Source organism: Enterobacter sp. fkY84-1, from assembly GCF_052974705.1.
Map to the genome: position 1 here is coordinate 3,238,452 of NZ_CP169393.1, position 14,663 is coordinate 3,253,114.

At 55.8% G+C, this 14,663-nt stretch carries 10 protein-coding genes; 5 read left to right on the forward strand and 5 right to left on the reverse strand.

The genetic code is table 11. The features are described from left to right. The first annotated feature begins 12 nt into the window (after positions 1-12). Positions 13-663, forward strand: coding sequence for a response regulator transcription factor RcsB (rcsB, locus tag ACEPLT_RS15485; RefSeq protein ID WP_003859405.1), 651 nt, complete (start codon positions 13-15; stop codon positions 661-663). 160 nt (positions 664-823) lie between these two features. Here rcsB and tnpA read toward each other — a convergent pair whose 3' ends face one another. The 3 genes from tnpA to gyrA form a co-directional block, all read right to left on the reverse strand. Further along, on the reverse strand, positions 824-1,258 hold the full coding sequence (gene tnpA / locus ACEPLT_RS15490; protein ID WP_032651224.1) for an IS200/IS605 family transposase: 435 nt from the start codon (positions 1,256-1,258) through the stop codon (positions 824-826). Between the two features lie 147 nt (positions 1,259-1,405). Further along, positions 1,406-4,252, reverse strand: coding sequence for a two-component system sensor histidine kinase RcsC (gene rcsC, locus ACEPLT_RS15495; protein WP_008500240.1), 2,847 nt, complete (start codon positions 4,250-4,252; stop codon positions 1,406-1,408). 135 nt (positions 4,253-4,387) lie between these two features. Beyond that, entirely contained in the window at positions 4,388-7,024 is a 2,637-nt protein-coding gene (gyrA, locus tag ACEPLT_RS15500) for a DNA topoisomerase (ATP-hydrolyzing) subunit A (RefSeq protein ID WP_008500239.1), read from the reverse strand. Positions 7,025-7,170: 146 nt separating this feature from the next. On the opposite strand from gyrA, the gene ubiG reads away from it, so the two are divergent. From ubiG to yfaE, 4 genes are all read left to right on the forward strand, one after another. Further along, the gene (ubiG, locus tag ACEPLT_RS15505; RefSeq protein ID WP_025913163.1) at positions 7,171-7,899 is read left to right on the forward strand and encodes a bifunctional 2-polyprenyl-6-hydroxyphenol methylase/3-demethylubiquinol 3-O-methyltransferase UbiG; all 729 of its coding nucleotides are present in this window, start codon (positions 7,171-7,173) and stop codon (positions 7,897-7,899) included. A gap of 348 nt (positions 7,900-8,247) precedes the next feature. Further along, positions 8,248-10,533: a class 1a ribonucleoside-diphosphate reductase subunit alpha gene (nrdA, locus tag ACEPLT_RS15510; protein WP_008500237.1), complete on the forward strand. Its 2,286-nt coding sequence runs from the start codon at positions 8,248-8,250 to the stop codon at positions 10,531-10,533. A 54-nt stretch (positions 10,534-10,587) separates the two neighbouring features. Next, positions 10,588-11,718: a class Ia ribonucleoside-diphosphate reductase subunit beta gene (gene nrdB, locus ACEPLT_RS15515; protein WP_008500235.1), complete on the forward strand. Its 1,131-nt coding sequence runs from the start codon at positions 10,588-10,590 to the stop codon at positions 11,716-11,718. After that, positions 11,718-11,972 carry a class I ribonucleotide reductase maintenance protein YfaE gene (yfaE, locus tag ACEPLT_RS15520; RefSeq protein ID WP_023314568.1) on the forward strand — a complete coding sequence of 85 codons (255 nt, stop codon included), beginning with the start codon at positions 11,718-11,720 and terminating at the stop codon, positions 11,970-11,972. The genes nrdB and yfaE overlap by 1 nt, the downstream gene beginning before the upstream one ends. Positions 11,973-12,061: 89 nt before the next feature. On the opposite strand, the gene glpQ is transcribed toward yfaE, so the two are convergent. Both glpQ and glpT read right to left on the reverse strand, forming a co-directional pair. Beyond that, positions 12,062-13,117 carry a glycerophosphodiester phosphodiesterase gene (gene glpQ / locus ACEPLT_RS15525; RefSeq protein ID WP_032675223.1) on the reverse strand — a complete coding sequence of 352 codons (1,056 nt, stop codon included), beginning with the start codon at positions 13,115-13,117 and terminating at the stop codon, positions 12,062-12,064. A gap of 11 nt (positions 13,118-13,128) precedes the next feature. Beyond that, positions 13,129-14,481: a glycerol-3-phosphate transporter gene (gene glpT, locus ACEPLT_RS15530; protein ID WP_025913159.1), complete on the reverse strand. Its 1,353-nt coding sequence runs from the start codon at positions 14,479-14,481 to the stop codon at positions 13,129-13,131. Between the last annotated feature and the right edge of the window lie 182 nt (positions 14,482-14,663).

The window sequence follows — 14,663 nt, forward strand, 5'->3', positions numbered from 1 at the left end:
GTAGCCTTATACATGAACAATATGAACGTAATTATTGCCGATGACCATCCGATTGTACTGTTCGGTATTCGCAAATCACTTGAACAGATCGAGTGGGTGAATGTAGTCGGTGAATTTGAAGACTCTACAGCACTGATCAATAACCTCCCAAAGCTTGATGCACACGTGCTCATTACCGATCTCTCCATGCCCGGAGACAAATACGGTGATGGGATCACGCTCATCAAATATATTAAACGTCACTTCCCGGATATCTCGATCATTGTTCTGACCATGAACAACAACCCGGCGATCCTGAGCGCGGTACTGGATCTGGATATCGAAGGGATTGTGCTGAAACAGGGCGCACCGACCGATCTGCCTAAAGCGCTTGCGGCGCTGCAGAAAGGCAAGAAGTTCACGCCTGAAAGCGTTTCTCGTCTGCTGGAAAAAATCAGCGCGGGTGGCTACGGTGACAAACGTCTGTCGCCGAAAGAGAGTGAAGTTCTGCGCCTGTTCGCAGAAGGTTTCCTGGTGACCGAGATTGCCAAGAAGCTGAACCGCAGTATTAAAACCATCAGCAGCCAGAAGAAATCAGCGATGATGAAGCTGGGTGTGGACAACGATATTGCTCTGCTGAACTATCTCTCCTCCGTCACGCTGAGTGCAACTGACAAAGATTGATCTCCGCTGTCTATGCCGGGTGGCGCTCACGCTTACCCGGCCTACAGACCCCGCAGGCCCGCGCAAGCGCAGCGTCGCCGGGCAAGTAAAAGACCACCTTCTTAGAAGGTGGCTTTCTAGAATGCCCCCTGTAAGGGGGGCTATTGTTTCCTTCCTGTTTCTACTCTAGCAATTCCATCTGCTGTTCGTGCGTTTGTTCCGTTTTCTCCTGATGCCGCACATATCGTCTGATGATCTCTTCGTTTACCCCTACCGTATCGACAAAGTAGCCGCGTGACCAAAAATGGTTTCCCCATAACTTCTTCCTGATATGTGGAAAACGATTGTAGAGTCTGATGGCACTGCGACCTTTAAGATGCCCCATCAACGTTGATATGGAAATTTTAGGCGGCACGATAACCACCAGATGTACATGATCTGGTTGAACATTTAACTCCAGAACTTCACAACCTTTTATTCCGCAGAGGATGTAGATTGTCCTGTAAAGTTCCTTGCCCAGCTTATCTTTGAGGATCCTGAATCGATATTTTGGCGTCCAAACTATGTGGTATTTGCAACGCCAATATACATGTGATGAACTCCTGTAAAGCCCCATGTCAGTCTGTCTCCTTTTACTTGTGGTGAGTAAGAAGAGATATTCCGGCATGGGCATTCTTCAGGCTATAGCCTTACAGGATCAATCACCACCTCCCCAGGAGGTGGTTTAGGGATGACAATAAAAAAAGGCCCTTCCGGGCCTTTTTTATATTCTCGTTTTTCTCACGCGCTCTGCGTAAATCGACAATGTCTGCTTCAGCACGTCCAGCGTCACCGGTTTCGACAGACAGCTGTCCATGCCTGACTCCAGACAGCGCTGCTTCTCTTCCGCCAGCGCGTTCGCCGTTACGCCCACCACCGGCAGCGTCAGGCCAAGCTGCCGGATGCGCTGCGTCAGACGGTAGCCGTCCATGTTAGGCATGTTGACGTCGCTCAGCACGATATCAATATGATTCTTACTCAGTACGTTCAGCGCATCCACGCCGTCATTGGCGGTTTTGCACTGGTAGCCCAGCGATCCAAGCTGGTCAGCCAGCAGGCGGCGGTTAATCGGATGGTCATCCACCACCAGAATCATCATATCGTCATTCACCGACGCCAGAGACTCCGGTGACGGCAATCCGCCCGCGCCGTCGCGCTCTTCCAGCTCCACTTTGTAGATGCGTGCCAGCAGGCTCAACAGCTCGTGCGGCGTCGCAACACTGTGTACCCATTCCCCAGGCGCGCGCTCGACGGGAATGCCGATGTGGCGACGGCAGAAGAGCACCGACCCTCTCCCCTGCCACGGCTGCTCCTGCATCTCGTCGGCGATCAGCACATCGTCAACGTCCGGTGTTTGACCTTCATAGCGGCACACCCTCACGCCGCAGTGGGTCAGCAGCGCCGTCAGATAGTCATTCAGCGAGGCGTTATGCACCGCCAGCCAGCAGCGCTTATCGCTCAGGCCATCTACCGTGGCTTTTGCCGGATATTGCGCAGAATAGAGCGGAATGCGGATGGTGAACTGGCTGCCCATGCCGGGCTCGGTATCCACGGAGATATCGCCGTCCATCATGCTGACGAGCTTCTCACAAATCGCCAGCCCCAGTCCGGTGCCCTGGAAGTTACGCTGCACGCCGGTACCGACCTGGAAGAACGGATCGAACAGGCGAACCACCTCCTTCGCCGGGATGCCAACCCCCGTGTCGCGCACGCGAATGCTCAGGTAATCCCCTGCCCGGCAGACGTGCAACACAATACAGCCGGTATCGGTAAATTTGATGGCGTTGCTGAGCAGGTTAGAGATGACCTGCTGCAGGCGCATCGGATCGCCGTGCAGCGTCAGCGGCACGTCCGGTTCGATAAAGCAGTAGAGCCCCAGCTGTTTACGCACCACCAGCGGCAGATAGTTGGCGCTAATGTGGTTCATCACCTCGCGCGGTGAAAACTCGCGCGGCTCGATTTTCAGCTGCTCGGACTCAATTTTAGAGAAGTCGAGAATATCGCTGATGATTTTCAGCAGCAGGCTGGAGGAGTTGTTCATCGCCGTCACCAGCCGGTCGACGCCTTTCGGCAATTCCTTCGTCTGCAACAGATCGAGGTTACCGATAATCCCGTACAGCGGCGTACGCAGCTCGTGGCTGACGGTCGCAAGGAACATGGATTTTGACTGGCTGGCCTGCTCCGCCGCCTGCGCCATCTCCTGCAACGACTCTTCCATCTTCACGCGCGCGGAGACATCCACCAGCACGCAAATCGCCACGTTTTCATTGCGATAGCGGGAATGGACAAAGCTTATCTGCAGGTTGGTGTGCGTACTGGTGAGCACGTCAACGAAGTTAACCTGCTGACCGCAGATAATCTGCGTCAGCCTCTGCCGGTCTTCGTGCGTCAGCATGTTCAGGTAGTTATGCGCCAGTTCGTTACTCAGGATGTTGGTCCCGTCCTGGGTACGCAGGATACAGATCCCCACCGGCGCCGAGGCAACAATCTTGCGGTTAAACTGCTCGTGTTCCTCCAGGCGCTGGGCGTCGCTTTCGGCGGGAATAAAGATTTTCCGCTCATACATGCGCGCCAGCGTAAACAGCGCGCCCCCCGCCAGCAGGTTGAGCAGAATCGCATTCATGATAAGAATGCGTATCCGCTCAAGTACCATATCCACCGGCAGCGAATAGACGATACTCAGCGACGAAGGCGGCAGACTCTTCTTCAGCACCAGCTCGCGGAAGCCCGAGGTATAGCCAAACCACGACCGCTCCTGCATCCAGTGCGGTTCGACGTTCAGCCGGTTATCGGGCCCGGCAAGCGAGATCAGCTGATGGCCGTTTTCATCCAGAATGGTCACCCCCATGGGCAGGCTGCCAGGGGTGAAGAAGTTTTCCATGCGGATGGTCTGCTCAATCCCCATCAGCGCCTGCAGGCGATTACCGAGATAAACCGGCGTCAGGGCATAGAAATAGCCCACGCCGGGGCGCGGGCCCTGGCTCACCCAGAAGATGTTATTCCCGCGCTCGTCCTGTGGTGCATTGCGGTATTTCACAATACGTTCATGCAGGCTTTTCAGCGCATTGTCACGTTCAACGGGCACGTCGCGCAGGCCAAAGTCAGCCATGCAGAGATTTTCGCTGCCAATCAGGAAGACGCGGTTCAGGTCATAGGCGGCGGAGAAGTTGTCGCGCCAGTAGCGCATAAACCAGGCTAGCGATTCCAGCGACCCGCGCCAGGTATTGCTCATGGTGGAGCAATCGGAATCCGGGAACAGCGGCTGGAAGTCCGGAACTTCGGTTTTGTCGTTACGCCCGCGGAGCGCAAGAATACCGTTTTCCGCCGTCAGACGATTCTCGGCAATATACTTCAGCTCCTTCATGACGTCAGACGTTCGCTGAATGTAGCGCTGGGCCTGGTCGGAGCTTAAGTTAAACTCCTGGCGGATCTCCGCTTCTTTCTGATGCAGCGCATTAACGATGTAAAACACCGAGAACAAGGCCACCAGCAGCCAAAGCAGGAGCGCCAGCGCTCTAAACAGATAGCGAGAGACTTTCAGCGTAGTACGAAAGGAGACGAGGTATTTCAAGGGGGCGAGGCTCCGCCGTCGGGGTCAAAAGAATGTGGTTAAGGTAGCGGTAAACGCGCCAGGTCGCAACGTTGACTTATCTGCTTCTGCAAAAGAAAAGGGCCGGAATCCGGCCCTTTTTTGCATCAGGAGACATTACTCGTCAGCGTCATCCGCTACGTCATCGTCGGTGTCGGCTTCTGGCGCGATGTCCTCATCGCCTTCCGCGACGCTACCGTCGATGGAGTCGAGCTCTTCGTCATCCACCGGCTCGGCAACGCGCTGCAGACCCACCACGTTTTCATCTTCCGCTGTACGGATGAGGATCACGCCCTGAGTATTACGGCCCACCACGCTGATCTCAGACACGCGGGTACGCACCAGCGTACCGGCATCGGTGATCATCATGATCTGGTCGGCATCGTCTACCTGCACCGCGCCGACAACGGAACCGTTGCGCTCGGTCACCTTGATGGAGATAACGCCCTGCGTGCCGCGAGACTTGGTTGGGTATTCCCCTTCCGCCGTACGTTTACCGTAACCATTCTGCGTGACGGTCAGGATAGCCCCTTCACCGCGCGGAATAATCAGAGAAACAACGCTGTCTTCGCCAGCCAGCTTGATACCACGAACGCCCGTCGCGGTACGGCCCATTGCACGGACGGCGTCTTCTTTGAAGCGCACCACTTTACCGGCCGCAGAGAAGAGCATGACTTCATCAGAGCCCGAGGTCAGATCCACGCCAATCAGCTCGTCGCCTTCGTTCAGGTTCACGGCGATAATACCGGCAGAACGCGGGCGGCTGAATTCGGTCAGCGCGGTTTTCTTCACGGTACCGCTGGCGGTCGCCATAAAGACGTTCACGCCCTCTTCGTACTCGCGTACCGGCAGAATGGCGGTGATGCGTTCGTTCGCTTCCAGCGGCAGCAGGTTAACGATTGGACGACCACGTGCGCCACGGCTTGCTTCCGGCAGCTGATAGACTTTCATCCAGTACAGACGACCGCGGCTGGAGAAGCAGAGGATCGTGTCATGGGTGTTCGCCACCAGCAGGCGGTCAATAAAGTCTTCTTCTTTAATACGTGCTGCAGATTTACCTTTACCGCCACGACGCTGTGCTTCGTAGTCCGTTAACGGCTGATACTTCACGTAGCCCTGGTGAGACAGGGTCACCACAACGTCTTCCTGGTTGATCAGGTCTTCGATGTTGATGTCCGCGCTGTTGGCGGTGATTTCGGTGCGGCGCTCGTCGCCGAACTGATCGCGGACCAGCTCCAGCTCTTCGCGAATCACTTCCATCAGGCGCTCTGCGCTGCCCAGGATATGCAGCAGCTCAGCAATCTGTTCCAGCAGCTCTTTGTATTCGTCGAGCAGTTTTTCATGCTCAAGGCCGGTCAGTTTCTGCAGACGCAGATCCAGAATCGCCTGGGCCTGCTGTTCAGTCAGGTAGTATTGACCGTCACGCACGCCGAACTCAGGTTCCAGCCATTCAGGACGCGCCGCGTCATCGCCCGCACGTTCCAGCATCGCGGCGACGTTGCCCAGATCCCACGGACGGGAAACCAGCGCGGTTTTCGCTTCCGCCGGGGTTGGCGCACGACGGATCAGCTCGATGATCGGGTCGATGTTGGCCAGCGCAACCGCCAGCGCTTCAAGGATGTGCGCACGGTCGCGCGCTTTGCGCAGTTCGAAGATGGTACGACGGGTCACCACTTCACGGCGGTGACGGACGAACGCGCTCAGGATCTCTTTCAGGTTCATGATCTTCGGCTGACCATGGTGCAGCGCAACCATGTTGATACCGAAGGAGACCTGAAGCTGCGTCTGGGAGTACAGGTTATTCAGGACAACCTCACCCACCGCGTCGCGTTTGATCTCAATCACGATGCGCATACCGTCTTTATCAGACTCGTCACGCAGCGCGCTGATGCCTTCAACGCGTTTTTCTTTTACCAGCTCGGCGATTTTTTCAATCAGACGCGCTTTGTTCACCTGATACGGGATCTCGTGAACAATAATGGTTTCACGGCCGGTTTTGGCGTCCGCTTCTACTTCAGCGCGGGCACGGATGTAAATCTTGCCGCGGCCGGTACGGTACGCTTCTTCAATGCCGCGACGACCGTTGATGATCGCCGCCGTCGGGAAGTCCGGGCCCGGGATGTGTGCCATCAGCCCTTCAATGCTGATATCTTCATCGTCGATATAAGCCAGACAGCCGTTGATCACCTCGGTGATATTGTGCGGCGGAATGTTGGTTGCCATACCGACCGCGATACCGGACGAACCGTTCACTAACAGGTTCGGGATCTTGGTGGGCATCACATCTGGGATGCGCTCGGTGCCGTCGTAGTTATCGACGAAATCAACGGTCTCTTTTTCCAGGTCGGCCATCAGCTCATGAGCGATTTTCGACATACGGATTTCCGTATAACGCATCGCCGCAGCGGAGTCGCCGTCGACTGAACCAAAGTTACCCTGACCATCTACCAGCATGTAGCGCAAGGAGAATGGCTGCGCCATACGAACGATGGTGTCATAAACGGCGGTATCACCATGCGGGTGATATTTACCGATGACGTCACCGACGACGCGGGCAGATTTTTTATAGGCTTTATTCCAGTCATTGCCCAATACGTTCATGGCGTATAGTACGCGACGGTGTACCGGCTTAAGGCCATCGCGGACGTCCGGCAGCGCACGGCCAACAATGACCGACATCGCATAGTCCAGATAGGAGCTCTTCAGCTCTTCCTCGATGTTAACCGGTGTAATTTCTCTCGCAAGGTCGCTCATCTAACCGCTATCCCTCTACTGTATCCCGGATTCAAAGGTCGCAAATTATAACACAGCCGAGATGATTGAGGTAAACCTATACGCTTTATTCACAGGGATTGCCTGATATACTCATTCGTCTTGCTAAATAAGGAGTAAAAGCGCCCATGAATGCCGAAAAATCCCCGGTGGCTCACAACGTTGACCACGAAGAGATTGCCAAATTTGAAGCGGTGGCGTCCCGCTGGTGGGATCTCGAAGGCGAGTTCAAACCGCTGCACCGTATTAACCCGCTGCGTCTGGGCTATATCGCGGAGCGCTCCGGCGGTCTGTTCGGTAAAAAAGTGCTCGATGTCGGCTGCGGTGGCGGTATCCTGGCGGAAAGCATGGCGCGCGAAGGGGCGAACGTCACGGGCCTGGATATGGGCTTTGAACCGCTGCAGGTTGCTCGTCTTCATGCGCTGGAGTCTGGCATACAGGTGGACTACGTGCAGGAAACCGTGGAAGAACACGCGGCAAAACATGCCCATCAGTACGATGTGGTGACCTGCATGGAGATGCTGGAGCACGTTCCCGATCCGCAGTCCGTGGTGCACGCCTGTGCAAAACTGGTGAAACCGGGTGGACAGGTCTTCTTCTCGACCATCAACCGCAACGGTAAAGCCTGGCTGATGGCCGTCGTTGGCGCGGAGTATGTGCTGCGCATGGTGCCGAAAGGCACGCATGACGTGAAGAAATTCATCAAGCCTGCCGAACTGTTAGGCTGGGTCGACCAGACGTGGCTCAAGGAGCAGCACATCACCGGTCTGCACTACAATCCGCTGACCAATAAATTCAAACTCGCACCGGGCGTTGATGTTAACTATATGTTGCATACAACCGCCAAAAACGACTAACGTCATTCGTTATTCTTATAAAGATTGCGCGACATCATGTTGCGCAATTCTGACCGCCCGTTGAAGAAATCAGCACTCGATCAAATTTTGAATTTTTTTTCTTAATTATTGACATGTCTTCCAGGCCTTACAGCACGAGGACTTAGCCTTTTTTACCCTTTCACAACCTCAATTTAACGTCAAAATCAACCCTTGTACTGAAAAGAATCCTTACTAGAATACTCACCATATAGCGTTTTTCTTATCGCAAACCCCCTATATGTAGTATTTATCCACAGAGTTAGTCACAAGACGGTTCTGTGGATAAGCGGGGGATATTTTTTTATTTCACGGACAGGTAAACCCCACATGAATCAGAGTCTGCTGGTGACAAAGCGCGACGGTACTACCGAGCGTATCAATCTGGACAAAATCCATCGAGTTCTCGACTGGGCAGCAGAAGGACTGAACAACGTATCTATCTCCCAGGTTGAACTGCGTTCACACATCCAGTTCTACGACGGCATCAAAACGTCTGATATCCACGAAACGATCATTAAAGCGGCGGCGGACCTCATCTCCCGCGAAGCACCGGATTATCAGTACCTCGCTGCACGTCTGGCGATTTTCCACCTGCGTAAAAAAGCCTACGGCCAGTTTGAGCCGCCGAAGCTTTACGATCACGTGGTGAAAATGGTTGAGCTGGGCAAATACGACACGCATCTGCTGGAAGACTATACGGAAGAAGAGTTCGAGCAGATGAACGGGTTTATCGATCACTGGCGCGACATGAACTTCTCCTACGCGGCGGTGAAGCAGCTCGAAGGCAAATACCTGGTTCAGAACCGTGTAACCGGTGAGATCTACGAAAGCGCCCAGTTCCTCTATATTCTGGTGGCCGCCTGCCTGTTCTCTAACTATCCGCGTGACACCCGTCTGGATTACGTGAAGCGTTTCTACGATGCGGTATCGACGTTCAAGATTTCTCTGCCTACGCCAATCATGTCTGGCGTGCGCACCCCAACCCGTCAGTTCAGCTCCTGCGTACTGATCGAGTGTGGTGACAGCCTGGATTCCATCAACGCCACGTCCAGCGCCATCGTGAAATACGTTTCCCAGCGTGCCGGTATCGGCATCAACGCCGGTCGCATCCGTGCGCTGGGCAGCCCGATTCGCGGCGGTGAAGCATTCCACACCGGCTGTATCCCGTTCTATAAGCACTTCCAGACGGCGGTAAAATCCTGCTCTCAGGGCGGCGTGCGCGGCGGTGCTGCGACCCTGTTCTACCCTATGTGGCACCTGGAAGTGGAAAGCCTGCTGGTCCTGAAAAACAACCGTGGTGTTGAAGGCAACCGCGTGCGTCACATGGACTACGGCGTGCAGATCAACAAGCTGATGTACACCCGCCTGCTGAAGGGCGAAGAGATCACCCTGTTCAGCCCGTCCGACGTCCCGGGCCTGTACGACGCGTTCTTCGCCGATCAGGACGAATTCGAGCGTTTGTACACCAAATACGAAAAAGACGACAGCATCCGCAAGCAGCGCGTGAAGGCGGTGGACCTGTTCTCCCTGATGATGCAGGAACGTGCCTCTACCGGCCGTATCTACATCCAGAACGTTGACCATTGCAACACCCACAGCCCGTTTGATCCGGTGGTTGCACCAGTGCGCCAGTCTAACCTGTGCCTGGAGATCGCCCTGCCGACCAAACCGCTGGAAGACGTGAACGACGAAAACGGTGAAATTGCGCTGTGTACGCTGTCCGCGTTCAACCTGGGTGCCATCAAGAGCCTGGACGAGCTGGAAGAGCTGGCCGTGCTGGCGGTTCGTGCGCTCGACGCCCTGCTGGACTACCAGGATTACCCAATCCCGGCCGCGAAACGCGGTGCGATGGGACGTCGTACCCTGGGTATCGGCGTGATCAACTTCGCCTACTGGCTGGCGAAAAACGGCAAGCGTTACTCCGACGGCAGCGCCAACAACCTGACGCACCAGACGTTCGAAGCGATTCAGTACTACCTGATGAAAGCGTCCAACGAGCTGGCGAAAGAGCAAGGCGCGTGCCCGTGGTTCAACGAAACCACCTACGCGAAAGGCATTCTGCCAATCGACACTTACAAGAAAGACCTGGATGCGATCGTCAGCGAGCCGCTGCACCTCGACTGGGAAGGCCTGCGCGAGTCCATCAAGACTCACGGCCTGCGTAACTCCACGCTCTCTGCCCTGATGCCGTCCGAGACCTCTTCGCAGATCTCTAACGCCACCAACGGTATTGAGCCGCCGCGCGGCCACGTCAGCATCAAAGCCTCGAAAGACGGCGTGCTGCGTCAGGTGGTACCGGATTACGAGACGCTGGGTGACAACTACGAGCTGCTGTGGGAAATGCCAAACAACGACGGCTACCTGCAGCTGGTGGGTATCATGCAGAAGTTTATCGACCAGTCGATCTCTGCCAATACCAACTATGACCCGACGCGCTTCCCGTCCGGCAAGGTTCCGATGCAGCAATTGCTGAAAGACCTGCTCACCGCCTACAAGTTTGGCGTGAAAACGCTGTACTATCACAACACCCGTGACGGTGCGGAAGACGCGCAGGATGACCTGGTTCCGTCAATTCAGGACGATGGCTGCGAAAGCGGCGCATGTAAGATCTAATGTAAATGCCGGGTGGCGCTACGCTTACCCGGCCTACGTTTTTAGGACACACTCATGGCATATACCACCTTTTCACAGACGAAAAACGACCAGCTCAAAGAGCCGATGTTCTTCGGCCAGCCGGTCAACGTGGCACGCTACGATCAGCAAAAATATGACATCTTCGAAAAGCTGATTGAAAAGCAACTCTCCTTCTTCTGGCGTCCGGAAGAAGTGGACGTCTCCCGCGACCGTATTGACTACCAGTCGCTGCCGGATCACGAAAAACATATCTTCATCAGCAACCTGAAGTACCAGACGCTGCTGGACTCCATCCAGGGCCGTAGCCCGAACGTGGCGCTGCTGCCGCTGATCTCGATTCCTGAGCTGGAAACCTGGGTGGAAACCTGGGCGTTCTCTGAGACGATCCACTCCCGCTCTTACACCCACATCATTCGCAACATCGTGAACGATCCGGCGGTGGTATTTGACGATATCGTCACCAACGAGCAGATCCAGAAGCGCGCGGAAGGCATTGCCCATTACTATGATGAGCTGATCGAGATGACCAGCTACTGGCACCTGCTGGGCGAAGGCACTCACCATGTGAACGGTAAAACCATCACCGTGAACCTGCGCGCGCTGAAAAAACAGCTGTACCTGTGTCTGATGAGCGTTAACGCGCTGGAAGCGATCCGCTTCTACGTCAGCTTCGCCTGCTCCTTCGCCTTTGCCGAGCGCAAGCTGATGGAAGGCAACGCCAAAATCATCCGTCTGATTGCCCGCGATGAAGCCCTGCACCTGACCGGTACCCAGCACATGCTGAACCTGCTGCGCAGCGGCACGGACGATCCGGAGATGGCGGAAATCGCCGAAGAGTGCAAGCAGGAGTGCTACGACCTGTTCGTGCTGGCGGCTCAGCAGGAGAAAGAGTGGGCAGACTACCTGTTCCGCGACGGCTCCATGATTGGCCTGAACAAAGACATCCTGTGCCAGTACGTTGAGTACATCACCAACATCCGCATGCAGGCGGTCGGTCTCGACCTGCCGTTCCAGACGCGCTCTAACCCTATCCCGTGGATCAACACCTGGCTGGTGTCCGATAACGTGCAGGTTGCGCCGCAGGAAGTGGAAGTGAGTTCTTATCTGGTCGGTCAGATTGATTCTGAAGTCAACACCGACGACCTGAGCGACTTCCAGCTCTGATGTCACGCGTCACGTTAAGTCTTTCCGGCACTGAGGTACTGTGTCGGGAAGAGCACCCTTCTCTGCTGGTGGCGCTTGAAGCGCATCAGGTGGAGGTCGAGTACCAGTGTCGTGAAGGCTATTGCGGCTCGTGCCGCTGCCGTCTGGTCGCCGGCCAGGTGGACTGGCTGACCGAACCGCTGGCCTTTATCAACGAAGGGGAAATTTTGCCCTGCTGCTGCCGGGCAAAAGGCGATATCGAGATCGAGATGTGATGGTGTCGGGTGGCGCTTCGCTTACCCGACCTACAAAACCGCAGTTCGTAGGCCGGGTAAGGCGCAGCCGCCACCCGGCAATTTCAGCGTTAATCCTTCAGGAAGCTGACCGCTTTATCCGGGAAATCCGTAAACAGTCCGTCCACGCCCGCCTGGTTATACAACACCTCATAAAGCTGATTCACATCCGTGGCATACGGCGGCAGCTGGTCTGCACGCACGGTGTACGGATGCACCTGCATCTTGCTGGCATGCGCCTCTTTCACCATCGCCGTCAGCTTCACGTGGCCCGGCGTTGAGCCTTCCGCCACCAGCATGTGGTAATCCGGCCCGATGCCGTCGGCGTACTGCGCAATCTGCTTCATCGCGCCCGGCTTAAACATCCAGTCGTAGCTGTAGTTCACCCACTTGCCGTCCGGCTGCTTCTCCTGGGTTTCATTCCAGTCGGTATAGGCGATCAGCTGCACCAGATTGAGGTTCATGCCCATCTTCGGCTCCAGCTCGGTTTTGATGCGCTTCAGCTCGGCGGCGTCAAAACACTGCAGGTAGACTTTGTCCTGCTTGCTGGTGTAGCCGTACTGTTTGAGCACCTCCAGCGTCTTCGCGGCAATGTCTTTCCCTTCCTGATGGTGGAACCATGGGGCTTTGATTTCCGGGTAGATGCCGATGTTTTTACCGGTGGAGTGGTTCAGTCCCTGAACAAACTCAATCTCTTCCTGGAAGGTATGGATCCGGAAGTCAGATTTGCCCATCGGGAAACGTCCCGGATAGACCTGCACCTTCTTGCCGTTTTCAATCTCGAAGCCTTCGGTGAACTTCAGGGAGCGGATCTCCGCCAGCGTGAAGTCAATGGCGTAGAAGCGGCCATCTTTGCGGGCGCGATCCGGGAAACGCTCTGCCACGTCCGTCACGCGGTCAAGATAATGGTCGTGCAGGACGACCAGCTGGTCGTCCTTCGTCATCACCAGATCCTGCTCCAGGTAATCCGCCCCCTGCGCATAGGCCATCGCTTTTGCCGGCAGCGTATGCTCTGGCAGATAGCCGCTCGCACCTCGGTGGGCAATAACGATTTTATCCGCCGCCAGCGCGGAGCCTGTCATCAGGCCCGCCAGCAGCAGGCCGGTTGCTAACTGAGTTAATTTCATCGCAAAGCTCCTTATTGACGACGCGCCAGCACTTCCGCGTGGTGACGTTTTTCACCGATCATCACAACAACCAGCAGCAGTACCGCCAGCACGCTGCCGCCGATCATCACCATAAAGCCGCCGTCCCAGCCGAAGAAGTCAACGGTATAGCCCACGATGGCGCTCGCCGCGACCGAACCGCCGAGGTAGCCGAACAGGCCGGTAAAGCCCGCCGCCGTGCCTGCCGCTTTCTTCGGCGCCAGCTCCAGGGCGTGCAGACCGATCAGCATCACCGGACCGTAAATCAGGAAGCCGATGACGATCATACAGGCCATATCCACACCCGGATTTCCCGGCGGGTTGAGCCAGTACACTACCGTCGCGATGGTCACCAGGGTCATAAAGAACACGCCCGTCGCGCCGCGGTTGCCTTTAAACACCTTATCTGACATCCAGCCGCAAAGCAGCGTGCCTGGGATCCCGGCATATTCATACAGGAAATAGGCCCAGGAGGACTTATCCAGCGCGAAGTGCTTCACCTCTTTCAGGTAGGTCGGGGACCAGTCGAGGATGCCGTAGCGAAGCAGGTAAACGAACACGTTGGCGACCGCGATGTACCACAGCAGCTTGTTCGGCAGGACGTACTTCATGAAGATCTGTTTTGCGGTCAGCTCTTCTTCGTGCTCCTTGCTGTAATCATCCGGATAGTCGTTTTTGTACTCTTCAATCGGCGGCAGGCCGCAGGACTGCGGCGTATCGCGCATCAGGGCGAAGGCAATAATCGCCACCAGAATGGCACCAAAGGCAGGCATGTAGAGCGCCGCGTGCCAGTCGTTGAACCAGGCCATCCCCAGCAGGAACAGCAGCGGCGGAATACCGCCGCCCACGTTATGGGCGCAGTTCCATACCGACACGATGCCGCCGCGCTCTTTCTGCGACCACCAGTGCACCATGGTGCGTCCGCACGGCGGCCACCCCATTCCCTGGAACCAGCCGCAGAGGAACAGCAGCACGAACATGATGGCAATGCTGGAGGTTGCCCATGGCACAAAGCCCATAAACAGCATCACCGCTGCCGCCAGGATCAGACCGGCAGGCAGGAACACGCGCGGATTCGAGCGATCCGACACGGAACCCATGATGAATTTGGAAAAACCGTAGGCGATGGATATCCCCGACAGCGCGAACCCCAGATCGCCGCGGGAGAAGCCCTGCTCTACCAGATACGGCATGGCGAGCGCGAAGTTTTTACGTACAAGGTAGTACGCCGCGTACCCGAAGAAGATCCCCAGGAAGATTTGCCAACGCAGACGGCGATAGAGCGGATCTATTTCTGCCTCTGGCAGACGCGCCCTGTGGGGCGCAGGTTTGAAGATACTGAGCATAACAGCCTCCGTGGCCTTGAAATGAATGAGCAGGTGGCTCGCACCTGAATTCCAGAGGCGGGGATGTTAAGAAATCACGGTGATTGTTACTGTGAATCAACGCACAGATTGTTACAGAAATATGACAGAATGCGCAAAAAAGCGCATGGAATCACGTTTCACTTTCGAATTCCGCGCGTTTA